Source organism: Rothia nasimurium (assembly GCF_928392795.1).
Classification (GTDB): domain Bacteria; phylum Actinomycetota; class Actinomycetes; order Actinomycetales; family Micrococcaceae; genus Rothia; species Rothia nasimurium_F.
In genome coordinates, this window is record NZ_CAKMTJ010000009.1 from 1 (window position 1) to 25,672 (window position 25,672).

The window sequence follows — 25,672 nt, forward strand, 5'->3', positions numbered from 1 at the left end:
CTCGTTTGGGCACGATGGTCGGTTCGAAGGAGCCGTCGCGGTCGCGGGGGACTTTGATGTCGATGGGGCCGACGGTGTCGGTGAGGATTCTTTTGGTGCGGTAGCCGTTTCTGGTGTTTTGGCTTGTCTGATTGGTGTTTTTGGCTGCTTGGCACCCCTTATGAATAAGCCTCACTGTAGCCCACAGCTAACCTCCATCATTTGAACGCCTACCACACACGATATCTGGTAGGCCGTCATCTTCTGGCTCCAATGCGACAGCCGTCACGGTGGCGTATTAGACTAGGCGGTATGGCTGAAAACACTGAATACCGCATTGAACACGACACCATGGGTGAGGTCCGCGTACCCGTAGATGCCCTCTACCGTGCCCAAACCCAGCGTGCCGTTGAAAACTTCCCCATCTCTGGCCAGACACTGGAGTCTGCCCATATCCGCGCCCTGGCCCTCATTAAGAAGGCAGCAGCAAGCGCCAACGAAGAGCTGGGTGTTCTTGACGCCACCCGCGCCGCCGCTATCCGCGATGCTGCGGATAAGGTAGCTGCCGGTGACTACGATGAACACTTCCCCATCGACGTCTTCCAGACCGGCTCTGGCACCTCCTCCAACATGAACACCAACGAGGTGCTGGCGACCCTGGCTAACCAGGCTCTGGAGGGCCAGGACGCCGAGGTCCACCCCAACGATCACGTCAACGCTTCACAGTCTTCCAACGACGTATTCCCCACCTCCGTGCACGTAGCTGCCACCGAGGCCCTGCTCAAGGATTTGGTTCCGGCCCTGGAATACCTGGCTGAGTCCCTGGAGCGCAAGGCTGTAGAGTTCAAGGACGTCGTTAAGTCCGGCCGCACCCACCTGATGGATGCCACCCCTGTGACTCTGGGCCAGGAGTTCTCCGGCTACGCAGCCCAGGTCCGCTACGGGGTTGAGCGTATCCACGCTTCCCTCCCGCGCGTCGCCGAGGTCCCCCTGGGTGGCACCGCTGTGGGCACCGGTATCAACACCCCCGACGGCTTCTCCGCCCGCGTCATTGAACTGCTGGCTGAGGAAACCGGCCTGCCCCTGACCGAGGCTCGCAACCACTTTGAGGCCCAGGCCAACCGTGACGGCCTGATTGAGGCTTCCGGCCAGCTGCGTAATATCGCCTACTCCTTCATGAAGATCAACAACGATATTCGCTGGATGGGCTCAGGCCCCAACACCGGCCTGGGCGAGCTTCACATCCCCGACCTGCAGCCCGGTTCCTCCATCATGCCTGGCAAAGTCAATCCCGTGATCTGTGAAGCAGCCATTATGGTCTGTGCCCAGGTGATCGGTAACGACACCACTATCGCGCTGTCTTCCACCAACGGGGCCTTCGAGCTGAATGTGGGTATCCCCGTCATGGCTGCCAACCTGCTTCAGTCCATCCGCCTGCTGGCCAATACCTCCCGCGTGATGGCAGACAAGATGATTGACGGCTTGGAAGCCAACGTGGAGCGGGCCCGCTTCCTGGCTGAGGCCTCCCCCTCAACCGTCACCCCCATGAACAAGCTAATTGGCTACGAGGCAGCAGCCAAGATCGCCAAGTACTCGGTGGCTAACAAGACCACCGTGCGTGAGGCCGTCATCGCCCTGGGTTACGTTGAGCGCGGTGAAGTCACCGAGGCCCAGCTTGATGAGGCTCTGGACGTCACCAAGATGCTGGGTAACTTCTAAAGCTACCGAGCAAAGGACGCTCCCAGCGTCCGAGCACGCAAAGGGCGGGTTTCCCTCTATGGGAAGCCCGCCCTTTGTGCACCTCTCTTGTGAACTAGCACTCAGGGGCGCGTGACTACATAGATAGTTCAAGAATAAACAAAAGTAAGACCGATAGGAGTAGACTGTAGAAAAGTAAGGGTACAGATTATTGAAAGGTTGCCCCGTGAAACTCGCTGATCAACTCATCCAGCAACTCATAGACGCCGGCGTAGAGCGCATCTACGGCGTGGTGGGAGACTCCCTCAACCCCATCGTTGATGCAGTCCGTGCCAGCGGCGGCTCTGCTAAGGGCGGTATCGACTGGATTCACGTGCGCCACGAAGAGGTCGCGGCTTTTGCCGCAGCCGCAGAAGCACAGGTTACCGGTAAACTCGCCGTCTGTGCAGGGTCCTGCGGCCCCGGCAACACCCATCTCATTAACGGTCTCTACGACGCGCACCGCTCTGGCGCGCCCGTCCTCGCTATCGCCTCCCACATCCCCTCAGCACAAATCGGCACCAGCTACTTCCAAGAAACCCACCCTGACCGCCTCTTTGCCGAGTGCTCCAGCTACTCAGAGATGGCCATTAACCCCGCTCAGACTCTGCGCATCATGAACTCTGCCATGCGTCACGCGGTTGCCAACCGCGGCGTTGCTGTTGTCTCAATCCCTGGCGATATTGCTGCCGAGGACGCCGTAGACTACGTACCCGCTTGGGGCGACATGCGCCGCGGCACCATGACCCCCGACCAGGCAACCGTCCACGACATCGCCGACCGCATCAATGCCGCAGACAAGGTCGCTATCTTTGCAGGTATCGGGGCTAAGGGAGCCCACGATGAGCTGATTGCCCTGGCCGATGCCGCCGCCGCGCCGGTGGGCCACTCAATGCGCGGCAAAATGTACGTTCAGTACGACAACCCCTTCGATGTGGGCATGACCGGGCTTCTGGGCTACGGTGAGGCTGCTGAGGGCCTCAAAGAAGCAGACCTGATGCTCCTGCTCGGCACAGACTTCCCCTACGACCAATTTCTACCCGATACAGACACTATCCAGATTGATCGTTCCGCCCAGGTACTGGGGCGTCGCACCAATGTGAGCCTACTGGTTGAGGCCGATGTAGCAGCCACACTTCGCGCGGTACTGCCCCTCATTAAGCGCAAGAAAGACCGGTCCTTCCTTGAGCAGCTGCTGAAGAAGAACGAAAAAATCATGACCAAGGTCGTGGGCGCCTACACCAAGAAGCCCTCAAAGAAGGGACCCATTCATCCCGAGTACGTCACAGCTCTACTCGATGAGCTGGCCGCTGATGATGCTATTTTCACAGCAGATACCGGCATGTGCAATGTATGGACAGCCCGCTACATCACCCCCAACGGCAAGCGTGAACTGCTCGGCTCCTTCTTGCACGGCTCCATGGCCAACGCCCTCCCCCATGCCATTGGTGCTCAGGTTGCTGCCCCTGACCGCCAGGTGATCTCTGTATCGGGTGACGGCGGGCTCTCCATGCTCTTGGGTGACCTGCTGACCGCCCGTATGTATAATCTGCCCCTGACCGTCGTGGTCTACAATAACTCCACCCTCGGCATGGTCAAGCTCGAACAGTTAGTTCAGGGCTTCGAGGACTACGGGGTCGATGTGCCCGACACCAACTACGCCGCTATCGCTACCGCAATGGGCTTTGAAGCAGAACGCGTTACCGACCCCAAGAAACTCGAAAAGGCACTCTCTCATGCCCTAGCCCATCGGGGACCGTCCCTCGTTGAGGTCATTACCGACCCCAATGCACTCTCCATGCCTCCCGAGGTGGAGGCTTCACAGATTATTGGTTTTGCGACCTCTCTTTCAAAGATTGCTCTCAATCGCGGTGCCGGTGAAGCTGTAGCAATGGCTCGTTCTAACCTGCGTAACGCCAGCGCCTGGCGTCAGCTCACCTAAACTAGTTCTCATACAACTAGAGGTGGGGCCCGTTCTGCGGGCCCCACCTGTTTTAACCTCGTAGTACAAGAGATTAGTCTGCGCGAAGAATCAGAGCATCGCCCTGGCCGCCACCACCGCACAGGGCCACAGCCGCATAGGTAGCGTCGGGGCTCTGGCTGAGGGCGTGAGCGGCATGAACCACCAAGCGGGCGCCGGACGCCCCCACCGGATGCCCCAGAGCAATAGCACCACCGTGGGGGTTGACCTTTTGCAGGTCAAGACCGAGTTCACGGGCAGAGACCGTAGAAACGGCTGCAAAAGCCTCGTTAATTTCCACATGGTCTAGGTCGGCCGCGGTTAGCCCGGCCTTGTCAAGAGCGGCGGCGATAGCGCGGGAGGGCTGATAGTGCAGCACGTTCTCGGGGCCAGCGGTATTAGCCCAGGCGAGGACGGTCGCCAGCGGCTTGATTCCGTTCGCTTCAGCAAATTCGCGGCTTGAGAGCACCAGGGCCGCTGCCCCGTCAGAGAGCGGGGAGGCATTCCCCGCGGTAATCGTGCCGCCCTGCTCAAAAGCAGGCGGCAGTTGAGCGAGTACCTCGACCGTGGTTCCCTCGCGCACTCCTTCATCCGCCCTGACCTCTGTGACTTGCCCCTTGCGTCCTTTCACCTGCACCGGGGCAATTTCGGCATCAAAAAGCCCGGCGGACGCCGCGGCGTGGGCCCGCTGGTGGGAAGCGGCCGCGATGGCGTCCTGCTCCTGGCGGGTCACCTCAAAACGGGCGTTAGACCCCTCGGTCAGCACGCCCATCGACTCCCCGCTCTGGGCATCGGTGAGGGCATCACGCTCAACGGCATCGAGCACGCTGGTAGCACCGAAGACCCTGCCCGCACGGAAATCCGGCAGTAAGAACGGGGCACGAGACATGGACTCCTGGCCGCCCGCCACAGCGACCTGAACCTCGCCCGAGCGAATCAGCCGGGCGGCATCTATCACCGCGCGTAGACCCGAGAGGCAAACGCTATTGACCGTCACCGCAGGGGTAGCCACGGGGATACCGGCAGCACTTGCGGTCTGTTTGGCGGGGTTCTGCCCCGCACCGGCCTGAACCACCTGGCCAAAAATCACAGCTTCAACCTGTTCAGGGGCTAGAGTGCTGGCCTTGAGCGCCTGAGCCAGAGCCCGGGTGCCCAGTTCAACGGCGCTCAACGATGAAAGGGCCCCCATAATCTTGCCCTGGGGGGTGCGGGCAGCACCGATAATGACAACGTCCTTGTTGTGGGTCTGCATGTTTCTTCCTTCTGCAGCAGCGTCGCTGCACCGGCTATCTCATGATTTTCTTAGAGACTAGCCCCCGGCGCCATGTCGGTCAAGAGTAGACCAATGGATAGCGTGACCGCCACGGTTTATACCTGTAATAGGCGGCTTATTTTTCCCTCACAGCCGCCCAGTGAGTAGGCTTAAGGAATGGAACCATCATCCCGTAACCACACTTACTGGTCTTTCATCGACCAGGTCACCGAGAACCTCGGTGGTTTAGAGGAACCCGTCAATGTTGACGCTACCCTGCTTGCCATGTCGCTAAACCGCGCATCTGTGGCCATCACCCACGATTTTGAGTCGAAAGTGCACCGCCCTGCCGGTAGCTCCTGGGCTGCCTACCGGGTGCTTTTTGCCCTCTGGAACTCGGGGGCGACGTCCGCTAGTTCCCTGGCTAATATCACCGGCATGACCAGGGCTGCTGTCTCAAACATCAGCAAGCCCCTAGAGACCAAGGGGTTGATTACCAAGGCTAAGGACCCCGAGGACGGGCGTGGCACCCTTGTTGAGCTCACCCCCGCCGGTACCGACTTCGTCAGCTCTATCTTTGCCCAGCAGAACCAGCTTGAAACCGTGTGGGCCGAGAAACTGACCCCCGTTGAGCGCACCATGCTGGTTGAGCTGCTGCGGAAGCTCTCAGCCGAAGCCTAGCTACCGCGCTTCTAAATCGAATCGGGCGCCGTTCTGCCAGTGCAGGGCGGCGTCGATTCTATCGAGCATGCGTTCGCTACAGTAGTCGGCGAGTTTCTCCACCGGCACCCACTGCACCTGGCTCGACTCTTCATCATTCACCCGGGCCTGCCCCGATACATAGCGGCAGTAGAAGGTGTGATCCAGAAACTGGCAGCGGTCCCCGTTGCCGAAGGTCATGGGCGGGTCGGCTTTCAGCTGGGCAAAGCCCACCACCTCGATGATGACGCCCGCTTCTTCTTCAGCTTCGCGCAGGCAGGTCAGGGCGGGGTTCTCGCCGGGGTCGACGATGCCGGTGACCGGCGTCCAGGCCCCGGTGTCGCTGCGACGGACCAGCAGAATATCGCCGTTGTCCCTCTGAATTACAGCTGTAGCACCAGAGAGCCAGAGCATGTCGGAGCCGATTTTAGCCCGCAGGTCGGTAATGAATGGTGGGGTAGGCATAGTGTCCTTTCGTGTAATGGGGGCCGGCGCGGACGCCCGTGGCAGCAGACCGCGCTTGGCTAGTTAAGTGGCGGGGAAGAAAAGAGCGATGGTGGTGCCTAACAGCATGAAGGGACCGAAGGCTATGTGGGTACGGCCGGTAGCGCGACGAGTCACTATGAGCGCTAGAGAATATAGCCCGCCGGTGAGGAAAATAAGCAGGTTGCCCCAGAGCAGGTTCAGGGGCGAGAAATAGGCCAAGAGCAGGCCCAGTACCCCGGCCAGTTTTACATCGCCTAGTCCAAGTGCCCCGCGAGATGCTAGGCGCATGAGCGCGTAAAAACCAAACATCACCGCTGACCCGTAGGCTGTCTGCCTAGCCTGGGCAAAGGAGTCGGGGGAAGCTAGTAGGATCACCCCAAAGAGGGGTAGGCCCAGCAGGGCGTAGAGGGGAAGGACAATACGGTCAGGAAGACGATGCTCACGCACATCAATCACCCACAGACGGGTAGCTGCTACCAGGTAGCACGCCACCACCCAGACCAGGAGCACACAGGCAAGAGCCGACTGCCAGCGTCCGCCCAGACCCTCTACTGCTAGGTTATATATCTGTTCGAGCACATTTGCTCCCGGCCACTATTAAGAGCCGAACCTACGCTGACGCTGAGCATAGTCGCGCAGGGCCCGCAGAAAATCAACCCGGCGGAAGTCCGGCCACAGGGCCTCGCAGAAATAGAACTCGGAGTAGGCCGACTGCCAGGTCATAAAGCCAGAGAGACGCTGCTCACCAGAAGTGCGGATTAAGAGATCGGGGTCGGGCATGCCACTGGTGTAGAGGTGGCGGGAAATATCGTCACTGGTCAGGCTCTTTGCAAGTTCTTCCAGGCTATCCCCCGAAGCTGCTGCTTCTCGCAGTAGGCCGCGCACGGCGTCCGTAATCTCTTGGCGCCCACCGTAGCCAACAGCGATATTGACCTGTAAGCCGCTCACAGCCGCTGTTTGCTCAACGGCCACCTCGAAAGCAGAGCGCAGGCTGGTAGGTAGAGATTCGAGCTGACCCACCGGGCGAATGCGGGCTAGACCGCTGGCAGCTAGCTTTCCCACGAACCCCTCAATAACCTCAACCAGATCATTGAGCTCATCACTGCTACGCTTGAGGTTCTCGGTCGAGAGCATATAGAGGGTGACCATCGGAATCTTGAGCTCCGTACACCAGCCCAGAAATTCGATAATACGGGCAGCACCGGCCTCGTGGCCGTGCTTAGTGCTCTCCCCCAGCAGAGCAGCCCAGCGGCGGTTACCATCAACCAGCACACCGATATGCTGGGGCAGTTTCTCCGCTGGAATCCCAGAAATCAGGGACCGCTCATACACCGTGTACAGTGGCTGCGGTAGCTTCATGTGCTGCTCCTGGTCTGAAGGTGGCCGGGGTTCTTACCTGCTCATTCTACCTGTAAGACCGGGGCGGGTAGGCTCCTTAGCCTCGTCTGCGGTGGTTAGGCGGACGCTGCCCTGGGCTGCTGCCCTCAGGTTCAGCTTCTAGCTACCCCCTAGACCGCACTTATTTTGAACTGCCATACTAAATATATGGCTTCACGTGTTCACCGCTCCCAGACCACCGGCTCCTCAACTACACCCCACCCGAGCGTCCTTGACCGGCTCACCGATGTTCAGCGTGAAGTCATCGACTTCTACCGCGAGAACGGTAAGCCCCTGCTGCGGGGCTGGATTCATGCGGGTTTCGCGCCCGTGGCCTTTATCGCCGGCATCGTGCTGATTGCCCTCTCCGGCGGTGGCCTGGTGGGGATTGGCTGCGCCATTTTTGCCCTCACCGGCGTCCTACTCTTCGGCATCTCCGGCATCTACCACCGGGGCTTCTGGTCAGCTAAGACCCGCATGCTGCTCAAACGTCTGGACCACGCCAACATCACCCTGCTCATTGCGGGTACTTACACCCCGGTGGCCCTTACCCTCCTAGAAGGCACTCAGCAGGCAGTGCTGCTCTGGAGTATCTGGGGCTGCGCCCTGTCGGTCACCCTCTTCAGAGTCTTTTGGACCGGGGCTCCCCGCTGGCTCTACACCCCCATCTACGTTGTCATGGGGCTCATGGCGGTCTTCTACCTGGGGGATTTCTGGCAGGTCTCACCCGTCGCCACTATTCTCATCGCCACCGGCGGGGCCAGCTACATCATCGGCGCTATCTTCTACGGCACCAAGCGACCCGCTATGGCCCCGCATATTTTCGGGTTCCACGAGCTCTTCCATGTCTTTACCGTGCTCGGCTTCATCCAGCACTACATTGCCGTCATGTTCTGCATCTTTGTATAGACGCACCCCGTGACCTTCAAACTAAAGGACGCCCCACCCGGGTAGGGTAGGGCGTCCTTGAGTTTATCTTCTCGAAGAAACTAGTGGGGGCGGCGCAGATGATCCTGAGCCACCACTGCCTCATCGCGCACGGTGGCGTGAACGGGCTCCTCGGTTTTCCCCTGAGCCGCAGCCTCAGCGGCTGCCCGTTCCTCAGCCTCACGGGCAATGGCGTATTCACTGCGGTAGCGCAGACGGCGAGCGCGGCGGGTCAAATCTAGCCCCAGCAGCACGATGGCGATTGCCAGGCAGAAAGTGACGATGAAGCCCACGATACCGGGTGAGCCGCGGAAGGACCCGTCGGGGTTGACCGTGGTAATGACGGTGGGGGTCGCTTCGGCTGCAAGAATCGTAAGAGATACAGGAATCAGGGCTGACACTGTCAAGGTTTCCTCTGGTCTGGGTCTGGGGCGCAGGGGCCGCCTTTAGGCGGTCACCCCTATTCTACGCGGTGGGGCTGGGCCTTTCCTGCTCTTTAGGAGCGGTAGTCGATACCGGTTGAGAAGCAGGTTTCCGGCACCTCGCTCTTCACCCGGCTGTGGGCCAGCACGTAGTCTTCAAAGGGCCAGATTTTACGCTGCATCTCGGGAGAGACGGCAAAGAAGGCTGAGTCTGGGGCGACCTGGGACTGGTGGGCGTGCAGGGCCTCATCTCGTTTTTCAAAGAAGTCTGCCGATGAGATCCGGGTGGTGGTCTGGTGGCGGGAGACCGGCGGGCGGTGCCCCTCAATGTCTTCTTCCATTGACATAGCAATCCACTGGGCGAAGGGGGACTCCAGGCCTGCTTCTTCGAGATAGTGGTGGAAGGCCAGCATACGGTCGTAGTTGAAGGCCCGGTCGTAGTAGATTTTGGAAACCTGCCAGGGCTCACCGGTGCCGGGGTAGGCGTCCGCATCCCCCGCCCTCTCGAAGGCTTCCATGGAGACCCGGTGGGTCATGATGTGGTCGGGGTGGGGGTAGCCGCCGATTTCGTCGTAGGTGAGGATGACGTGGGGCTTAAAGTCTCGCACCAGGCGCACCAGCGGGGCGGACGCCTGCTCCAGGGGTAGGCTGGCAAAAGAGCCGTAGGGCAGCGGGGGCAGGGGGTCACCCTCGGGCAGGCCCGAATCAACAAAACCGATCCAGCGGTGCTCAATACCCAGCACGGCGGCGGCCCGCTTCATCTCAAGACGGCGGACGCCCGCCAGGTCGCGGTGGGCGGCGGGGTTGCTGTTGACTGCCTCGTTGAGGATATCGCCACGCTCGCCACCGGTCATCGATGCCACCATGACGCGGGCCCCGCGGGCCACGTAGGCTGCCATGGTTGAGGCCCCCTTTGAGGACTCATCATCGGGGTGGGCGTGGACTGCCAGAATACGCAGGCCGGTGTAGTCGTCCTTGAGCGGCGCTAGCAGGGAGGGGTCAAAGCCGGGTGCGGGTGATTCAGTGTTGCTCATGCAAAACTCCATTAGTGCGAAGGTGGCTCGAGTAATGTTTGGGGTATCGTAAATGAGGAAGGAACCCGCATTCAAAGACACTGGTCAATTCTACCTGGCGTGGTGGGGCTCCTCATTTTCTCTATTACCCCGTATGAAAGGTGTGGGCTTGATGACCGCCCCTGACCTATCTGCCCGTTACGGCACCGTCCGCCAGCGTCGGGCCCTGCCCCAGTGGTTCTGGTATGTGCTGGCCCTGGTAGCGGTACTTGTGGGGGGCGCTTTTGTGTTCTGGGTGCAGGCTGACTCCAGCGACGAACCCACCGGCCGCGACGTTGGCTTTACCCTGACCAGTGCCGACGAAGTCTCAGTAACCTTTGAGGTCAGTAAACGGGCCGAAGATACCGCGGTCTGCGCGGTCAAGGCCCTCAACACCTCGGGTGCCCCCGTCGGCTGGAAAGAAGTCGCGATTGGCCCCTACGCCGATGAAAACGGCAACGGCATTTCGGTACAGACCGTTCAGTTCAGGGTACTGGGCGAAGCAACCACAGCCACCGTCGATAGCTGCTGGAAGGTTGACTAGCTCCCTTTCTCTCTAGGGGTAAAGTTAGGGAGCTTACCCCGCCTATGGGTAGACTAGGCTCACGACTGACCTTTTACACGGGGCGTTCCGCTCCGTCCGCACCAACGGTCCCCAGCCGCACCGGCTGCGGGGCCTTGCTTACAAGGAGTAAACACATGGCAGAAAACGAAGGCGCATGGCTCACCCAGGAAGCCTACGACAAGCTCAAGGCTGAGCTTGAGCACCTCTCAGGCCCCTACCGCCAGGAAATCATCGACCGTATCTCAGCAGCCCGCGACGAAGGCGACCTGAAGGAAAACGGCGGCTACCACGCAGCCCGCGAAGAGCAGGGCAAGAACGAGGGCCGTATCAAGCAGCTGCAGCACCTGCTCGAAACCGCCCAGGTCTCAGACAAGCCCGCCGCCGACGACGGTGTGGTTGAGCCCGGCATGGTTGTTGAAGCGAACATCGCGGGCAAGACCATGACCTTCCTGCTCGGTTCCCGCGAAGTAGCCGACACCCTGGTCGGTGGCTCCGACCTACAGGTCTTCTCGGAAAAGTCCCCCATGGGCGCCGCCATTAACGGCCACAAGGTGGGCGACGAGCTTTCTTACGAAGCCCCCAACGGCAAGCAGATCCCCGTCAAGATTGTCTCTGCTAAGCCCTTCCAGGGCTAAAACCCGCCGCAGGCAGATAGACCGAGGCCCGGGCGTCCTTCCCCTTCTGTAGGGGGCGGACGCCCGGGCTTCAGTTTGCTTTCACACAGTAGTTAGTAGTGCGGCAGGCATGCCTCTGCCTGCGACCCTCTTGGCCGGTTCGCTTCGCGAACTAGCCAATTCATGCCAGCCCCAGGCCAGCAGGCTCCCGGCATGCCTGCCGCACACTGCTGTGTTTAGTAAACCACGATTGGCTTATATCCCTCAGCTTCTAGGGCCGCGATGACTTCCTGGCAGTGCTCTACGCCCTTGGTTTCCATGTCGATGGTGATGGAGACGTCGCCCATGGAGAGGGCGCCACCCAGGCGGGTGTGGTCCACACCGGTGACGTTGGCGTCGTGCTCCGAGATGATGCGGGAGATGGTGGTGAGCTCGCCGGGGCGGTCGTTGAGCATGAGCTTGATGGTCATGTAGCGACCCGCAGCCGACAGGCCTCGCTGAATCACCTTGAGCATGAGCATGGGGTCGATGTTGCCACCCGAGAGCAGGCAGACCGTGGTGCCTAGGTCGCCGTACTTTTCTTTGAGGGAGCCGCTCATCACTGCCGCTACAGAGACCGAGCCTGCCGGTTCAACGACCAGCTTGTTACGTTCCATCAGGAAGATGAGGGCGCGGGCAATTTCGTCTTCAGAGACGGTGTGCACGTCGTCCACCAGGTTCTTGATGATGGTGAAGGGGAGCTGGCCGGGGCGGCCCACCGCGATGCCGTCGGCGATGGTGGAGACCTTTTTCAGGGGCACCAGGGCGTCTGCCGCGAGAGAGGGCGGGTAGGCTGCCGCGTGCTCAGCCTGGAGGCCGATGATGCGGATTTTCTTACCCAGCTTTTCTTCCAGCGAGCGCACCGCGATGGAGAGCCCAGCCAGCAGACCGCCGCCGCCGACGCCCACCAAGATGGTGTCGACGTCCGGAACCTGTTCCAGGATTTCTAGGCCCAGGGTGCCCTGGCCTGCGATGATGTCTTCGTTGTCGAAGGGGTGCACAAAGACAGCGCCGGTTTCTTCGGCGTAGCGCTTGGCTTCTGCCAGGGCTTCGTCCACGTTCACGCCGTGTAGCACGACCTCGGCCCCGTGGCTGCGGGTCGCTGCAATCTTGGGCAGGGCTGCGCCCTGGGGCATGTAGATGCGGGCGGCGATGCCCAGGCGGGAGGCTGCCAGCGCCACGCCCTGGGCGTGGTTGCCTGCCGATGCTGCCACCACGCCCACGGCCTTTTCAGCCTCGGTGAGCTTAGCCATGCGTACGTAGGCGCCGCGCACTTTGAAGGAGCCAGAGCGCTGCAGGTTCTCACATTTGAGGAAGACCTCGGAGCCAATCTGCTCGCTCAGGGCGCGTGAGTGGGCCACGGGGGTGCGCTCAATGACGCCGTCGAGTAGGCGGGCTGCGTCTTCAATTTGGCTTAGGCTCACGGGGAGCTCTACCGGGGCGGGTGCTTGCATCGTTACCTCGTTGTGTCTTATTTCTGGGCGCCGTTGTTGATAGCTTCGAGTGCGTCTTCGTCGGCCTTTTCGGCTTCCTTGATGCGCTCTAGGCGTTCTTTGACCTTCTCAGCGATAGCTTTTTTCTCGCGTCGGCGTTGTTCGTGCGGGTAAAGGAATTCTTCTTCACGGATATCGGGGTCGTGTTCCCACTCGCGTCCGGCTAGGTACCTGATGACGGTATTGACCACTGCCAGGACGGGCACGGCGAAGAGGGCGCCAACGATGCCGTAGAGCATCGAGCCGGCAACCACCACAATGACAACGGCCAGGGGGTGCAGGGCTACGGCCTTACCCATGACCAGGGGCTGCAGGATGTTGGATTCGATCTGCTGTACTACCAGTACCATGGCCAGCATGATCAGTGCGTTGACCAGGCCGTTAGCGACCAGGGCCAGCAGGACGGCGATAGCGCCTGTCAGCAGCGCACCCACTACGGGGATGAAGGAGCCCAGGAAGACGAGGACGCCCAGGGGCAGGGCCAGGGGGACGCCCAGGAAGAAGGCGGAAAGACCGATGCCCACGGCATCAACCGCTGCCACAAAGACCTGAACGCGCACGTAGGAGACCAGGGACTTCCAGCCGCGACGACCAGCACCATTCACTGCACGGCGGGCGTTGCGAGGGAAGAGCTTGACGATAAAGAGCCAGATCTTCTCACCCTCCATGAGGAAGAAGATCAGGGTAAAGAGCACGATTACCATACCGGTACCGATATCGGCGGCAGTAGAGCCTACACTGGCTACGCCGTTCAAGATACTCGATGAGTTGTCCTGCAAGGTGGTGACCAGCTGGCTGATGTACTGGTCAATCTTGTCTGCCCCCAGGTCGATGGGCAGGTTGTTGAGCATGGCAACAATCTGGTTCCAGCCCTCAACCACCTGGTCTGAGAGGGAGGAGAAGCCCGCGGTGAGCTGCTGGCCAACCAGGGCGAGCAGGCCGACGACAGCCGCAATCAGGCCGACCTCGGTAATTGCGGTGGCAATACCGGCGTGGATGCGGTTACGGCGGAGGAAGTAGACCACCGGCGACATCAGGCCAGCAAGCAGGGCCGCAATCATAATCGAAATGACGATCAGGGAAATCTTAGCCAGCATCCAGTAGAGGGCTGCGGCTGCAATGCCCACAATCATCAGACGCCAGGACCAGGCTGCTGCAGTCTGCAGGGCAAAGGGCACCTGACGGTCAGATGCGGTCTGCCGGGCAGGGGGTTCAGGAATAGTGACACTCATACTTTCTATCTTCCCACGTTTCCTTACTATCTGCCCTGCGTCAGCTCGTATCCCGAGCACAAGCGTGACGAAACTCGCCCGGGGCAGAAGCACAGTTGCTTCTGCCCCGGGCGAGGATTTTATCTCTAACGCTCTAGAAGGAGTCTAGGTTTTAGTCGTCTGCCATAGCTCGAACGTAGTAGAGAATACGCAGAATCTCGACGTAGAGCCAGACCAGTGACACGATCAGACCGAAAGCGATACGCCATGATTCGCGCTCAGGAGCACCCATCTTGATAGCTTCAGAGGCGTGGGTGAAGTCGAGCAGCAGGGAGTAGGTAGCCAGAAGGACGGCAAAGAGACCGACAATCAGGCCCAGGGGGATGCCCATAACCTCAACGCCGCGTGCGTTGAAGCCGAAGAAGAGTGAGGCTACGAGGTTGATAAGGCAGAAGACAGCGTAGGAAATCGTCGCAATCATAAAGAAGCGGGTCATCTTGGGGGTTGCCCGCACCTTTCCGGAGCTGTAGAGCGCCAGAATAGTAGCAAAGACAATAACGGTTGCCATGACTGCCTGAAGCACGATACCGGGGTAGGAAGCCTCGAACATGCGAGAGATACCGCCAACCAGCAGGCCTTCCATGACCGAGTAGGTCATGACCAGGGCAGGTGAGACCTTCTTCTTCAGGGCGTTGACGAAGCCCAGTACCAGGCCGCCGATGAAACCGACGAACATGAGGATGGGCATGTACCAGGCAAGGACAGCACCCACGACAACCAGGCCCAGGTTCAGGCCGGTCTTCATGATGATGTCGTTGATGGTGATGCGGTTGGTATCGACGGGGCCGGCGGTACCGGCGTTATACATGTCGTTGAGCTGGCCAGCTGATACCTGCTGGTTCTCGTACCCGTAGGGGGCCTGCTGGGTGTAGCTACCCTGCTGGTAGGTCCCGTAGGGGTTCTGGGCCTGCTGGCCGTAGGGGTTGGCGGTGGTGGTGGTGCCGCCAGCACCGAACTGCCCGAAGCGGGGGTCGCCAGCGGGCTTGGTCATGTTGTTGATCAGGGGGTTACCTGCCACGGCTGTTGTCTCCTAGTGGTAATAAGTAGTCGTGGTAAAAGTCTTGTACTCTACCCTACCGAATCTTGGCCGGCTTTTCTTCCCGTTTTTCTCAGGGCGTGAGCGGCTGGGGTTAGGCGGTGAGTTCGGCTTCGAGGAAGTCGAGGACGGCCCCGTCGTTGTTGGAGCCAATGGTTAGGTCTGTGACCGGGGCGAGGGCTGGATCGGAGTGCTCCATGGCGATAGCGCGCCCGGCGTAGCGGAACATTTCAAGGTCGTTGCCAGAGTCGCCAAAGGCCGTGGTCTGTTCGGCGCTCAGCCCCAGGTGCTCAGCTAGCCAGGCCAGGCCGTGGCCCTTGTGGTTGCCGTCCAGAATCAGGTCGATAGCCCCGAAGCCACTGGAGGTCGCTGCGATTCCGTCAGGTAGAGCATCGTGCAGCTTTTCGATGGTCTCGTAGATTCCCTCATCGGGGTCGGCGTTCAGGGCGATCTTGACGATAGTTTCGGTGATGGTGGTGGGGTCGTCGATGGCTTCTACGTTGGGGTAGAAAGGACGAATCGCGGTGATGGGGTTTTCCGGGTCCCAGCCGGGCAGGTCAATGCCAACCTTGGTGACCTGTTCGTGCACGCGTCCGGCGATGGTCGCTAGCCGGTCGCTGGGAACAAAAGAGTGGTGACGGCAGGAAAGAATAATGCCCAGAGCAGGGAAGTTCTCGAGAGCCGCCAGAGCCTGGTTTACCAGGTCAGGGCTAAAACCCCACAGGGCTAAGTCGGTGCCCTGGTTATGAATAATGGCACCGTTCTCTGCGATGTAGTACAGATTCTTGTGGTGTTCATACCCGGCCAGGTATTCCTCGATTTTTGGCATCTGGTTGCCGGTTGCTACCGCCAGGTAGGAGCCCTGTTCAGCTAGCAGGGTCAGGACGCGGTCTAGCTGCTCATGCTTGTAGGTTTTGTGATCGGTGAGCAGGGTTCCATCGAGATCAACAGCGTAGAGATGAGGTGTCTTCATAGCTTCTACTCTATCGAAAACCCTAGAAGCCGCAGCTACTACCGCCGCAGCGTCCTTTTCCCGAACCTAGCAGTTCACCCTACTCGTTCTCTCTTGACCCTATAGATTATCTCGGGGTCAAGAGAGAAAGAATAGGGTGAACAAAACAATATCTTGCTTGTGAGCCAGAGTCTCCCCCATTCTCGGGGGATGGGTGACAATCGCTGTCGTTCCCTATTCAATACTCAAGAGGTCGCCCGGCGAGCATTCTAGAACATCACAAATAGCAAGGAGCGTACTAAACCGTATAGCTTTCGCACGATTGTTTTTGAGTTTAGAAAGATTAGCAACTGTCACCCCAACCCGGTCTGATAGCTCAAGCAGCGTCATAGAACGCTGATCAAGTAAAACACCCAAATTACAGTGGATGTATTTGCTGCTCTGTTCAACCGGTTCAGACAAGGTCATCAACCTCTTCCCGAAGCTCAATTGCCTGACGAATCGACCCCTGCAGGACGTACAGCATCGCAAGCAACAGGAACACAAGAACCATGACTGAAGTATTGGCGAGTAGACCACCGCTCCACTGGTCGTTTAAGCCAAGACGGTTCGCAAGGAAATTATTACCCATGCCTTCAATACCACTGCCAACCAGCCAGCCGAGTACCGCATAGGCAACGACAACCGCACGTTGTGATGTCTCTTCGGTGTACAGCTGACCATTCTTAATGCGATTCAGCATGGACCACATCCCCCAAATAGCAACTAGCAGGCTCGCCGACTTGAGCACAAAACCTGCCATTAAGTATGCAAAGGGACCCCCAGCTGCAAGGTCAAAACTGACACCACCTTCAACTGCCGGGCTCAGGAAAGTATGAAATTTCTGATCGACAAATACATTCAGTACGTAAGTGACAAGAAATAGGGTGCACAACATAGCCAATGCAGTAACGTCAAACGACCAGAAGCTTTTCTTTCTAAGGGGACTTGTAGACACAGTCGCTTCCTTTCTGACTAATTGATGATTGTTCGCATGAACTCTCTCAACCATTTACATATCGTTTTTCAATACTATCGTTTATCGATGTTATCGTTTATCGATATGCCGTGCAAGTCTTCAGCCTAAACAGAATTAGTCAGGGGCGCCCAGTTCACCCAGGTAACAAAAAAGAGAGTACGCCTGCGCTTTGCGCATTATGGCGTCAGTACAGTTTCAGCTGGCTGAAATTGCCCCACTGGGGCAATTTCTTAACGCCAGGCTACAAAAAAGAGAGTACGCCTGCGCTTCGCGCATTATGGCGTACTCTCTTTTTTGTAGCCCCACCGGGACTCGAACCCGGAACACAAAGATTTTAAGTCTTCTGCCTCTGCCAATTGGGCTATAGGGCCTTGAGCGGGCGCCCGCCGGGTGAACCCCAGCGAGCGCTTTCGCTTATACCTTTATACCAGAAAAGTTCCTAGAGCTTTGCCTTGGTCTTTTCGGGTGCGGTGCCGGTAGCCTGCTGGAAGGCGCGGCGGGGTGAACGCTGGTGACGGATTGATGAGGTGTCGCGGCCGAAGATCTGGTTGAGTGCCCAGGTGGCCATGACGCGTGCGGTGCGTTCGGTGGTGGGGATAGCGGTGCCGTGGTAGCCGCGGTGCATGAGCCAGGCGATGGGGCCGCCGATGGTCTTGCCCTTGAAGTTAGCTACGCCCTTCCACAGGCCCAGGCCGGCGACGACGCCGATGGTCTCGTGGTAGTAGTCGGTCAGTGCTTCGCCGCGGCGCTTGGCCAGCAGGTTTTCTGCCAGCTTGAGGGCCTGGCGGGAGGCGTGCTGTGCGTTGGGGACGCAGAAGCCGCCGACGCCGCCACCGGAGAGGTCGGGTACAGCTGCGTTGTCGCCTGCTGCCCAGGCGTCCTCGATGATGCCCTCATCGCCTGCAACGCGCAGGTCGGCCTGTACGCGGACGCGGCCGCGCTCGTCGATGGGGAAGTCGGTGTCCTTGAGCATGGGGGACGCTGCAACGCCGGCGGTCCAGATCAGGGTGTCGGTGTCGAGTTCACCGGCGGGTGACTTGTCGCCCATGTTGATCAGCTGCAGGTGGCCGTCGGTGGCGTCGGAGAGTGAGGTGTTGAGCAGGACCTCGATGCCGCGGGCGCGCAGTTCAGCGACAACCTTTTCGGCGCGGTCTGCGGGGACCTCGGGCATGATGCGGGGGGCTGCTTCGACCATGACGAAGCGCAGGTCTGAGATGCGCAGGCGGTCGTTGCGGTTGACGGCTTCGCGGGCCATGTCTTCAAGTTCGGAGATGGTTTCGACGCCTGCGAAACCGCCGCCGACGATGACGAAGGTGAGGGCGCGGCGGCGCTCGTCCTCGTCGGTGGTGAGGGAGGCGATTTCGATGCGCTCGAGTACCCAGTTGCGGACGGAGACTGCTTCTTCAACGGTCTTCATGCCGATGGCTACCTCGGCTAGGCCGGGGATGGGGAAGGCACGGGTGACGGCGCCTGCGCCCAGGACGATTTCGTCGTAGGTCAGTTCGAAGGTTTCACCGGCGTTGATGGGTTCGATGGTTGCGGTCTTGGTAGCGTGGTTGATTGCTACGACGCGGCCGCCGATGATTTCTGAGTCGCGCAGGTGCTGGCGCAGGGGTACGGTGGCGTTGCGGCCTTCCATGGAGCCTGCAGCTACTTCGGGGAGGAAGGGCTGGTAGGTCATGTAGGGGTTGGGGTCGACAACGGTGACGACGCCGCCGGACTCCTTGATGACCTTCTGGATCTTCTTTGCGACGGTGAAGCCGACGTAGCCGCCGCCGACGATGAGGACGCGGGGGCGGTCCTGTGCAATCTTGTTGAATGCCATGCGAGTTAACTTCCTGTTGGTGTAGTGCCGGTGTTCCGGCAAAAAGTCTCCATGCTTATATTGCCACTTTTGCGGGGTTTAAGCATAGTTTTGGGCGGTGTATTTGCTGTGAGCGTTTCTTGCCCTGCCGGTGTCTAGCCTTTCAGAGCAGGGTGAAGATTTGATGAAGGCTAGATGAGGTGGGCGCGGGCTAGCGGCGACGGCTGCGTTTGATGATGTTGGTGAGCTGGTGGATGGAGCCGAAGGTGATGATGCCGACCCAGAGGGCGAAGGCGGCGAGCACGATGAAGGGTAGGATGCCGGAGTCTTCAACGGGGCGGACGGGAGTGGGGGCGGCTGCTTCTGTGATGGTTTCGCCGACCTGGTGCACGGGGGTTTCGCTGGCGCTGGGCGCAGCTGAGGCGGTGTTTTTGCGGTGGACGTTGATCCAGTCGCTCATGGAGCCGAGCGGGTTGGTGTCGGTGTCGTCCGGGGTGGAGCTGGCCAGGGCGGCTTTGGGGTTGATGATGCCGTAGCCGTAGAGGGCATCGCGCCCGTCCGCTCCGGCGTCATCACTGGATTCGATGATGCGCTGAATTACCTGGTTGCCGGTTAGGTCGGGGTATTCCTCCATGATGAGGGCGGCAAGGCCGGCAACGATGGGGGCGGCTGCTGAGGTGCCTGACCAGGTGGCGTACTTGTTGTTGGGGATAGCGCCAATCATGGACTCGCTGGGGGCTGAGACAGCGATAGAGATGCCCTGCGAGGATGAGGACCAGGAGTCCTGCTTGTTCTTATCGACGCCGCCAACGGTGAGTACCCCGGGCATGGTGGCAGGTGCCCCGACCTGGGTGAGACCGGCACCGCGGTTGCCGGCAGAGGCGATGATAATGATGCCCTTTTCTTCGGCGTAGGCAAAGGCAGAGTCCCAGGATTCGGGCCAGCTGGTTTTGTCGGAGCCCACAGACAGGTTGATGATATCGGCCCCGTTATCGACGGCGTAGCGCACGGCGTCCGGAATCTGCTCATCGACCGAGCGGGTAGTGGCGCTGGTGGTACCGAGTTCTAGAGAAATAGGCAAAATGGTGGCATCGGGTGCTACCCCGATCATGCCTGCGGACTCGCCGGGTTCGCCGGAATTAGCGGGAGTGATGCCGTCATCGTGGCCGTGGCCTGCGATCACAGAGGCGACCAGGGTGCCGTGTTCTGGTTCAACGCCCAGACCCTTCCAGCCCTTGTTCTTGGTAGTTCCGGTCGAGGCGTCGTAGCCGCTCACCACGTTACCGGTGAGGTCTTGGTGGGTGCCGTCCACACCGGTGTCGATGACGGCGACGGTAACGCCCTTGCCGGTGGTTTCACTCCACAGGTCGGTAAAGCCGTACTGGGTGAGCCAGTACTCTCGGGCGCGGATTGAGTCGCCCTTGGGGGTAGCGATGGTGGGTACCGAGGCCAGGGCGCTGGGGCTGGCACTGGCCTTTGAGGTAGCGCTGGCTGACGCACTTGCTGTGGGGCTGGCGCCGGTGCCAGCCGAGGGGCTCGCCGTGGTGGCTCGGGCAGGGAGGGCACCGAGTGCCAGAGCGGTGGCTAGAGCCAGGCTGCTTGCGAGCAGAGCGGTGCCGGTGGGGAGTCGCCGAAAGGCCATGGACGGCTCCTAGCGACTGGCGCGTTCGGCAACCGACAGGGCCAGACCGTCGAGGATGTCTTTTTCTGAGGCGATAGCGCTGGTGACCGCTCCCCCGGTGAGAGCGCTGATGCGCTCAACGATGCGGGCCCAGACAACCGACCCTGCGGGAATGACGTCCACCCGACCCTCGTGCATGTAGGGCAGGGCGGCGCGCTCGGCGCTGGTCATAGCGACCATATCGGCAGCGGCTCGGGAGATGTCCTTGATGGCGATCTCGGCGCGGTCGATTTTTTCGGGGTCATAGGCGTCAAGCCCCATCACGTGGGCTGCCACGGTGGTGACGGTTCCCGCCACGCCCACAACGCGGCGGGCCGCCGATAGGTCAACGGAGGCACTTGCGGTTGCGATAGCCCGGTCGGTATCTGCAATGACGCGGGAAACCTGGGTGACGTTAGCGGGGTCGGAGCTAATATGGCGTTCGGTCATACGCACGCAGCCGATATCAACCGAGCGGGCTGCTGCCAGGCCGTCCTTGTTTCCCAGCACGAACTCGGTGGAGCCGCCGCCCAGGTCAATCACCAGGGTCATCTCGTCGGTATTGCCTACCGACGAGACGGCACCTGCAAAGGACAGTTCTGCCTCTTCCCGGCCGGTAATGACCTCGGGTTCTACCCCCAGAATATCGCGGATGCCGTCGATAAAGATTTGGCGGTTGCCCGCGTCCCGGGTGGCACTGGTGGCGGCAAAGCGGACGTGCTCTACCCCGTACTCGCGCAGCAGGTCGGCGTATTCGCGGGCCGCGGCGAAGGTGCGTTCCAGGGATTCTTTGGCCAGCCAGCCGGTGGCGTCCACGCCCTTGCCCAGGCGCACGATCTTCATGCGACGCTCAAGGTCGGTGAGCACAAAGCCCTCTTCGGTGGCTTCGGCCTCGGCGATGAGCAGGCGAATTGAGTTGGTTCCGCAGTCGATAGCGCCAACGCGCATGGTTACTCCCGGTGACTCGTAGGGCAGGTACAGGTAGGGTGGGGCGGACGCCGGTGGGCGGCTAGTCGCGCCAGGCGGGGTCGCAGTGGCAGGTTTCGGGGGTCCACCACTCGGCAATCAGGTCGAGGGTTGCATCCCCGTAGGGGTTGATGCCGCGGCCAACAGCTAGGGTGTGGCCGAGCACAGCGTGCAGGCACTTGACGCGGGTGGGCATGCCACCGGCTGAAACGCCCTCAATTTCGGGCACTTCTTCTAGACCGGCCTTGACGCGAATGCGTTCGCGCTCTGCCAGGTAGTTCTCGTGGGCGCCCCGGTAGGCGGCTGCCTTGCTCTCGTCGTCGGTGACCTCATCGGTCATCTCGTACATAGCGCCCTCCGCTTCGAGGCGGGAGGCTGCGGCGGTGATGACGGGGTGGGCCAGGTAGAAGGTGGTGGGGAAGGGTGATCCGTTGGCCAGGCGCGGGGCGGTGGCGGCGACCAGGGGATTGCCGCAGACGCAGCGGGCCGGGATTTCCACGACATCGCGCACGGTGCGCCCCAGCTGGGCTGAGAGCACTTTCAGGTCAAGCTCGGTGGGGGTGAGGGTTTCGGCGGTGACGCCGAAGCCGTGGGGCTGGTGGTCGGTGCTCGCTGGTGTGGTCATGGTGTCCTTAGAAGATGGTGCTGGTTTCTCTAGTCTAACGGCGCTAGCGGTTGGTGGCGGTAGCGGTGGGCTCTGCACTCGGGGTAGCTGAGGTGCTGGCGCTCGGGCTGCTTGAGCTCTCGGGGGCGGGGCTGCTGACGGAGGTGTCTTCGGCGGCCAGCTGCAGGGAGCCCCAGAGTTTGGTGGTCCAGGAGTCTTCGGGGGCGGTTTTAGCGGCCGCACTGGTGTCGTCCGCCAGTTCGCTGGTGGAGTCCACGCCTACCACCAGGTAGGGGGTCTCCCCCGGTTGTACGTAGAAGAGACGGCTGCGGGCCTGTTGCTTGACGTAGTTGTCGTCTTGCCACCAGCTGACCTGGGCGTTTAGTGAGTCCTGCTCGGCTTGTAGGGCGGCGATGCTGGCCTTGGCGTCGTTGATTTCGTTTTGCTGGCGGATGAAGGAGGTCAGCGGGGTGTAGACCGACAGGGCGATAATCACCAGCACGATGGCGAAGGTGATGAAGTGCCCGCTGAAGGAGTGGGCGGCTACCGGGGTGCCCAGCTCCTGCGAGGGGGTTTCTGCGGTGGTCTCGGTGCGCAGGGGCTTAGCTGCCCGGGTACGGCGGGGTTTGGCCTGCTTTTCCCGAGAGGGGGCGGACGCCGGCTTGCCCAGGCCGAAGCCAAAAAAGGCTGCGATGGGGTTGGGTTTCTTACCCGGTGTGCGTGCCATAATGTGCTGTTCCTGCCCTCTCGTCCGTGAGCTTCCTATTTTACCGCCTGAACTGGTCACCCGCTGAACAGTTCCTGCCTTCGTCCTTAAAGGGCAGTGCCCCGGCCAGGGGCAACCTGGCCGGGGCACGGGCGTCCTTACTCTCTTACCTTAGAGAGTGGGCAGACAAGGCATATTGTCTACCTTGTTTCTTTGCTTACGGCAGTTGGTAGACAGCATCGCAACGTGAGATGAGCCAGTCATCGTGAGTTGCTACAAGTACCGTAGCACCGGCGTCTGCTCTTTTTCTGAGTAAGTCATATATTAGTTGGCTATTATGGTGATCTAGTGAAGCTGTGGGCTCATCAGCGTAGAGAACATCAGCCCTTTTATACAAGGCCCGGGCAATGCCTAGTCGCTGTTTTTCACCTCCAGAAAGTACAGTTGCGGGTTCTAGACTACGCCCTTCCAGCCCTACCTGGGTTAGGGCCTCTTCGACAGTCTGGCGGTTACGTTTAAAATCCCGGTCTGAGAGGGTTACATTTGCTCCGACTGTTTCATCAGTCAATGTTCCGTAATCCTGGTATATGAAGGCTGCCTTCTGAGCCCAAAACTGGGCCCGTTTCTTCTCTGGCCATGGGCTTGTGTCATGGCCGTCAATAGTAACTTTTCCCGATGTTGGTGTTACGAGAAGACCGAGGGTAGCTAGTAGGGTGCTTTTACCGCTGCCGCTGACTCCTGTAAGCGCCGTAATCTGCCCCGGCATAGCAGAAAGCGAAACTTCCTGAATAATTTTTCTCTCTCTTATAACTACAGTGATATTTTGTGCCTCAAGGTGGGTCATGATTGTTCCTCTCGCAGTACAGCAGATTTGAATTCACGACGGGTAACAAAAATATAGGAAGATACCAGGAGCAGTAGATAGAGCCCTAGCATAAGGATGAAGGACTGTATTCCATCTATAGCAGTTGAATAGGAACCGATGCTTATAGCAAGGACTGCTCCAAGTAGCAAAGCTCCAGCACCGTACCCTACCTGAATACGTAGAGGATTATTTACGATTTTTTGGTAACGCTTACCGGCACAACGAAGAATAAAGATACTCTCGCGTTGAGACCGAGCCCAAGTAAGTGCTCTGGTGTAAACCAAGGCTATCAGTGAAACTACAAGCAAGATTCCTGATAGTAGGTAAAAGACTAGTTCCTGCCAAAACCCTTGGGCTTTGGTAAGAGAGTTGTCATTGATGCTGTCCGCTGAGTAAACACCTTGAGCATAAAAGGGGGCCGCTTCAAATATTTGCAGAGTCTCTTCTGGATCAGCGAAGAAGACATTCCCTGTGGTCATCAGAGGCATAAGAGCCCCATTCACTTGCAAGTATTGAACAGGATTATGAACTAGCACTACTAAAGCATCAGAACTTTCGACGGTCTTTCCCCCATAGTGAAAGTTTGTTCCCAGCCCCAGAACCATGTGATCTTCGGTAGGAGTATAGAAGGAGAAAGCCTGGTTGAAGGTTGAGGGGTCCTTCAACAGAATCTCTAGTTGGGGTTTCCAGAAGTCGATGAAGCTCCCCTGAAGGATATCTTGATCCAGCTCTCTTATTTCTAGCCCTGGAGTAGTTCCGGTTGCTTCCAAATACTCAGTATTAACTAGGAAGATATCATCAAATGCGTCCCCGCTCGTAGTTTCCATTCCTTCAAAAGCAGTACTGAAAGCGAGGGATAGGTAGAGGTTACCCTGCGCCTCGAGGGTATTGAGCGTTAGCTCCAATTGGTCGGAATTTTCTGGGTTGTCGAAATAACTTGAGTTGATATTAAGAGCATAGGCATCACCAAGGAGTTCAAGCTCTTTAGCTTGTGTCAGACTTCTGTAAGCAGCTTTACTAAGCGCCAAAGTATTCGCAGTTGTGAATGTAGTCAGCGCAAGAGCAAAAGTCGCTAGAAGTACTAACAAAAGTGTTACTTTTCGATAATTTTCCCGGCGTTCCCTCACTGCTTGAAGCGTCGGTTTGCAAACCCATGAGATTCCTCCGGTAAGGAAAAAAAGAATTACAAGGTAGAAGAGCACTGCTCCTGCTATAAACGGTAACAATGTATGCAGGGTTGCAACGTTTGTCATCGTGTAAAGCCCCGCAGCTGAGAAAACCACCCCAAGTAGAGCACCTATTCCCAGCGGGGGCACTGTCGCACCTATATCTTGTCGATGGATTTGACGGTATGTCATTCCGCCTAGATACCGGATAGAACGGCCTCGCATTTTACGGGCAAAGTAGCCTGTCATAAGTAGAGCAGTGGCTAAGGTTGTTGCTATGAGAGCTGCACCAGCACCACTTTGAGCGACCAAGCTTGCGTTTCTTACAAGGGGATTCAGTTCGTTACCTATTGCAACGTCTACTCCGGCCTGAGCAAGTGTTTCTTGTATATCCCTAATTAGTTCAGGATTATTTTTGAGTACATAATCACCACTAAGAGGGATTTCTCCTAGCCTGTCATAAATGACGAGGGTTCCTGAAACCTCTGGCGCAGCCCACTGAATTTTTCCCTCTGTAATATGCAGGTCTGAAATTTTTTGAGGATTTCCAAAGACTACGAGGTTGCGTTGCGTTTCAGTGGTTTCAGATTGCCCACTGGTTATTTTATAAATATTGGTATCGTGCTTAAGAGCTAAATCGTTGAGAGTCTTTGTGAGAGTCTGTTTATTTTCAAGCTGACCTGCTGTGTTGAGCGAAAAACTGATATTACTGCCAGCGGGGTAAGAATACTGTGCACCCTGCATGGCCTACCAAAGCGAAAAGGCAACCAAAATTGCAGCTAGAAAACTGAGAAAAGCCATACAACGCCGTATCACTTACACTCACCCTTTCACACTCTAAATATTCTCCTTAGTGATAATTCACTGTAATGAGGATTATTCATAAGGGTAGGTGAAGTAGGCTCGCAGCGAAGCTGCTGGCTCGGTGGCTGGCGTGAATCGCCTTGTGAGCGAAGCGAACCAGGCGAGAGGGTCGGCAGCGAGTGCGAGCCTGCGGAACTCCATGCGAATAAGCCTCGATA

At 58.9% G+C, this 25,672-nt stretch carries 25 protein-coding genes, 1 tRNA gene and 1 pseudogene; 6 read left to right on the forward strand and 21 right to left on the reverse strand.

The annotated features are described in order from the left end of the window. Positions 1-145 (reverse strand): annotated as a pseudogene (locus tag L6963_RS09665) (transposase); the annotation flags it as partial. Between the two features lie 146 nt (positions 146-291). Between L6963_RS09665 and L6963_RS09670 the strand changes: the two are divergent. Then, positions 292-1,698, forward strand: a complete 1,407-nt coding sequence (locus L6963_RS09670; RefSeq protein WP_237196796.1) for a class II fumarate hydratase — start codon at positions 292-294, stop codon at positions 1,696-1,698. A gap of 205 nt (positions 1,699-1,903) precedes the next feature. Then, positions 1,904-3,658 carry a pyruvate dehydrogenase gene (locus tag L6963_RS09675; RefSeq protein ID WP_237207575.1) on the forward strand — a complete coding sequence of 585 codons (1,755 nt, stop codon included), beginning with the start codon at positions 1,904-1,906 and terminating at the stop codon, positions 3,656-3,658. 73 nt (positions 3,659-3,731) lie between these two features. Here the strand turns inward: L6963_RS09675 and L6963_RS09680 are convergent, their stop codons facing one another. Continuing rightward, positions 3,732-4,928, reverse strand: a complete 1,197-nt coding sequence (locus L6963_RS09680) for an acetyl-CoA C-acyltransferase (RefSeq protein WP_237207574.1) — start codon at positions 4,926-4,928, stop codon at positions 3,732-3,734. 177 nt (positions 4,929-5,105) lie between these two features. On the opposite strand from L6963_RS09680, the gene L6963_RS09685 reads away from it, so the two are divergent. Then, a complete protein-coding gene (locus L6963_RS09685) occupies positions 5,106-5,609 on the forward strand; it encodes a MarR family winged helix-turn-helix transcriptional regulator (protein WP_237196801.1) in 504 nt (167 codons plus the stop codon). Here L6963_RS09685 and L6963_RS09690 read toward each other — a convergent pair whose 3' ends face one another. The 3 genes from L6963_RS09690 to L6963_RS09700 form a co-directional block, all read right to left on the reverse strand. After that, complete coding sequence (locus L6963_RS09690) at positions 5,610-6,092, reverse strand: NUDIX hydrolase (RefSeq protein ID WP_237196803.1); 483 nt, start codon at positions 6,090-6,092, stop codon at positions 5,610-5,612. Between the two features lie 63 nt (positions 6,093-6,155). Then, positions 6,156-6,692 (reverse strand): prepilin peptidase, encoded by a 537-nt coding sequence (locus L6963_RS09695; protein WP_237196805.1) that lies wholly within the window; start codon positions 6,690-6,692, stop codon positions 6,156-6,158. Between the two features lie 18 nt (positions 6,693-6,710). Beyond that, the gene (locus L6963_RS09700; RefSeq protein WP_237196807.1) at positions 6,711-7,472 is read right to left on the reverse strand and encodes an isoprenyl transferase; all 762 of its coding nucleotides are present in this window, start codon (positions 7,470-7,472) and stop codon (positions 6,711-6,713) included. Between the two features lie 186 nt (positions 7,473-7,658). On the opposite strand from L6963_RS09700, the gene trhA reads away from it, so the two are divergent. Next, the gene (trhA, locus tag L6963_RS09705; protein ID WP_237196808.1) at positions 7,659-8,399 is read left to right on the forward strand and encodes a PAQR family membrane homeostasis protein TrhA; all 741 of its coding nucleotides are present in this window, start codon (positions 7,659-7,661) and stop codon (positions 8,397-8,399) included. 80 nt (positions 8,400-8,479) lie between these two features. Here trhA and L6963_RS09710 read toward each other — a convergent pair whose 3' ends face one another. Continuing rightward, positions 8,480-8,824 carry a hypothetical protein gene (locus L6963_RS09710; protein WP_237196812.1) on the reverse strand — a complete coding sequence of 115 codons (345 nt, stop codon included), beginning with the start codon at positions 8,822-8,824 and terminating at the stop codon, positions 8,480-8,482. A gap of 89 nt (positions 8,825-8,913) precedes the next feature. Further along, positions 8,914-9,873 (reverse strand): mycothiol conjugate amidase Mca, encoded by a 960-nt coding sequence (mca, locus tag L6963_RS09715; protein ID WP_237207573.1) that lies wholly within the window; start codon positions 9,871-9,873, stop codon positions 8,914-8,916. A 151-nt stretch (positions 9,874-10,024) separates the two neighbouring features. Between mca and L6963_RS09720 the strand changes: the two genes are divergently transcribed. Further along, positions 10,025-10,435 (forward strand): DUF4307 domain-containing protein, encoded by a 411-nt coding sequence (locus L6963_RS09720; RefSeq protein WP_237205923.1) that lies wholly within the window; start codon positions 10,025-10,027, stop codon positions 10,433-10,435. Positions 10,436-10,590: 155 nt separating this feature from the next. Further along, on the forward strand, positions 10,591-11,091 hold the full coding sequence (greA, locus tag L6963_RS09725; RefSeq protein WP_135013150.1) for a transcription elongation factor GreA: 501 nt from the start codon (positions 10,591-10,593) through the stop codon (positions 11,089-11,091). Positions 11,092-11,306: 215 nt separating this feature from the next. Here the strand turns inward: greA and ilvA are convergent, their stop codons facing one another. The 14 genes from ilvA to L6963_RS09795 all read right to left on the reverse strand — a co-directional run bounded on the left by ilvA (position 11,307) and on the right by L6963_RS09795 (position 25,394). Next, entirely contained in the window at positions 11,307-12,563 is a 1,257-nt protein-coding gene (gene ilvA, locus L6963_RS09730) for a threonine ammonia-lyase (RefSeq protein WP_237207572.1), read from the reverse strand. Positions 12,564-12,580: 17 nt separating this feature from the next. Then, a complete protein-coding gene (locus tag L6963_RS09735) occupies positions 12,581-13,834 on the reverse strand; it encodes an AI-2E family transporter (RefSeq protein ID WP_237207571.1) in 1,254 nt (417 codons plus the stop codon). Positions 13,835-13,985: 151 nt separating this feature from the next. Next, positions 13,986-14,891: a Bax inhibitor-1/YccA family protein gene (locus tag L6963_RS09740; protein ID WP_237207570.1), complete on the reverse strand. Its 906-nt coding sequence runs from the start codon at positions 14,889-14,891 to the stop codon at positions 13,986-13,988. A gap of 112 nt (positions 14,892-15,003) precedes the next feature. After that, positions 15,004-15,882: an HAD hydrolase family protein gene (locus L6963_RS09745; protein WP_237196823.1), complete on the reverse strand. Its 879-nt coding sequence runs from the start codon at positions 15,880-15,882 to the stop codon at positions 15,004-15,006. 213 nt (positions 15,883-16,095) lie between these two features. Next, positions 16,096-16,329 (reverse strand): helix-turn-helix domain-containing protein, encoded by a 234-nt coding sequence (locus tag L6963_RS09750; RefSeq protein WP_237196825.1) that lies wholly within the window; start codon positions 16,327-16,329, stop codon positions 16,096-16,098. Next, positions 16,316-16,858: a DUF2975 domain-containing protein gene (locus L6963_RS09755; protein ID WP_237196827.1), complete on the reverse strand. Its 543-nt coding sequence runs from the start codon at positions 16,856-16,858 to the stop codon at positions 16,316-16,318. The genes L6963_RS09750 and L6963_RS09755 overlap by 14 nt, the downstream gene beginning before the upstream one ends. 318 nt (positions 16,859-17,176) lie before the next feature. Continuing rightward, positions 17,177-17,250, reverse strand: a tRNA-Leu gene (locus L6963_RS09760). Between the two features lie 68 nt (positions 17,251-17,318). Beyond that, positions 17,319-18,704, reverse strand: a complete 1,386-nt coding sequence (locus tag L6963_RS09765) for an NAD(P)/FAD-dependent oxidoreductase (RefSeq protein ID WP_237199316.1) — start codon at positions 18,702-18,704, stop codon at positions 17,319-17,321. Between the two features lie 190 nt (positions 18,705-18,894). Continuing rightward, a complete protein-coding gene (locus tag L6963_RS09770; protein ID WP_237207569.1) occupies positions 18,895-20,325 on the reverse strand; it encodes a S8 family peptidase in 1,431 nt (476 codons plus the stop codon). Positions 20,326-20,334: 9 nt separating this feature from the next. Then, positions 20,335-21,291, reverse strand: coding sequence for a Ppx/GppA phosphatase family protein (locus tag L6963_RS09775; RefSeq protein ID WP_237207568.1), 957 nt, complete (start codon positions 21,289-21,291; stop codon positions 20,335-20,337). 61 nt (positions 21,292-21,352) lie between these two features. Further along, entirely contained in the window at positions 21,353-21,934 is a 582-nt protein-coding gene (locus L6963_RS09780) for a DUF501 domain-containing protein (protein ID WP_237207567.1), read from the reverse strand. Between the two features lie 43 nt (positions 21,935-21,977). Next, on the reverse strand, positions 21,978-22,640 hold the full coding sequence (locus L6963_RS09785; protein WP_237207566.1) for an FtsB family cell division protein: 663 nt from the start codon (positions 22,638-22,640) through the stop codon (positions 21,978-21,980). Between the two features lie 196 nt (positions 22,641-22,836). Next, positions 22,837-23,463, reverse strand: a complete 627-nt coding sequence (locus L6963_RS09790; RefSeq protein WP_237198826.1) for an ABC transporter ATP-binding protein — start codon at positions 23,461-23,463, stop codon at positions 22,837-22,839. After that, complete coding sequence (locus tag L6963_RS09795) at positions 23,460-25,394, reverse strand: hypothetical protein (protein ID WP_237207565.1); 1,935 nt, start codon at positions 25,392-25,394, stop codon at positions 23,460-23,462. The genes L6963_RS09790 and L6963_RS09795 overlap by 4 nt, the downstream gene beginning before the upstream one ends. Between the last annotated feature and the right edge of the window lie 278 nt (positions 25,395-25,672).

Bases quoted from the DNA above. Each gene is read 5' to 3' on its own strand.
- L6963_RS09670 (WP_237196796.1), top strand. From the start codon at position 292: ATGGCTGAAAACACTGAATACCGCATTGAACACGACACCATGGGTGAG.
- L6963_RS09680 (WP_237207574.1), bottom strand. From the start codon at position 4,928: ATGCAGACCCACAACAAGGACGTTGTCATTATCGGTGCTGCCCGCACC.
- L6963_RS09685 (WP_237196801.1), top strand. From the start codon at position 5,106: ATGGAACCATCATCCCGTAACCACACTTACTGGTCTTTCATCGACCAG.
- L6963_RS09690 (WP_237196803.1), bottom strand. From the start codon at position 6,092: ATGCCTACCCCACCATTCATTACCGACCTGCGGGCTAAAATCGGCTCC.
- L6963_RS09700 (WP_237196807.1), bottom strand. From the start codon at position 7,472: ATGAAGCTACCGCAGCCACTGTACACGGTGTATGAGCGGTCCCTGATT.
- trhA (WP_237196808.1), top strand. From the start codon at position 7,659: ATGGCTTCACGTGTTCACCGCTCCCAGACCACCGGCTCCTCAACTACA.
- mca (WP_237207573.1), bottom strand. From the start codon at position 9,873: ATGAGCAACACTGAATCACCCGCACCCGGCTTTGACCCCTCCCTGCTA.
- L6963_RS09720 (WP_237205923.1), top strand. From the start codon at position 10,025: ATGACCGCCCCTGACCTATCTGCCCGTTACGGCACCGTCCGCCAGCGT.
- greA (WP_135013150.1), top strand. From the start codon at position 10,591: ATGGCAGAAAACGAAGGCGCATGGCTCACCCAGGAAGCCTACGACAAG.
- ilvA (WP_237207572.1), bottom strand. From the start codon at position 12,563: ATGCAAGCACCCGCCCCGGTAGAGCTCCCCGTGAGCCTAAGCCAAATT.
- L6963_RS09735 (WP_237207571.1), bottom strand. From the start codon at position 13,834: ATGAGTGTCACTATTCCTGAACCCCCTGCCCGGCAGACCGCATCTGAC.
- L6963_RS09745 (WP_237196823.1), bottom strand. From the start codon at position 15,882: ATGAAGACACCTCATCTCTACGCTGTTGATCTCGATGGAACCCTGCTC.
- L6963_RS09750 (WP_237196825.1), bottom strand. From the start codon at position 16,329: ATGACCTTGTCTGAACCGGTTGAACAGAGCAGCAAATACATCCACTGT.
- L6963_RS09765 (WP_237199316.1), bottom strand. From the start codon at position 18,704: ATGGCATTCAACAAGATTGCACAGGACCGCCCCCGCGTCCTCATCGTC.
- L6963_RS09770 (WP_237207569.1), bottom strand. From the start codon at position 20,325: ATGGCCTTTCGGCGACTCCCCACCGGCACCGCTCTGCTCGCAAGCAGC.
- L6963_RS09775 (WP_237207568.1), bottom strand. From the start codon at position 21,291: ATGCGCGTTGGCGCTATCGACTGCGGAACCAACTCAATTCGCCTGCTC.
- L6963_RS09780 (WP_237207567.1), bottom strand. From the start codon at position 21,934: ATGACCACACCAGCGAGCACCGACCACCAGCCCCACGGCTTCGGCGTC.
- L6963_RS09785 (WP_237207566.1), bottom strand. From the start codon at position 22,640: ATGGCACGCACACCGGGTAAGAAACCCAACCCCATCGCAGCCTTTTTT.
- L6963_RS09790 (WP_237198826.1), bottom strand. From the start codon at position 23,463: ATGACCCACCTTGAGGCACAAAATATCACTGTAGTTATAAGAGAGAGA.
- L6963_RS09795 (WP_237207565.1), bottom strand. From the start codon at position 25,394: ATGCAGGGTGCACAGTATTCTTACCCCGCTGGCAGTAATATCAGTTTT.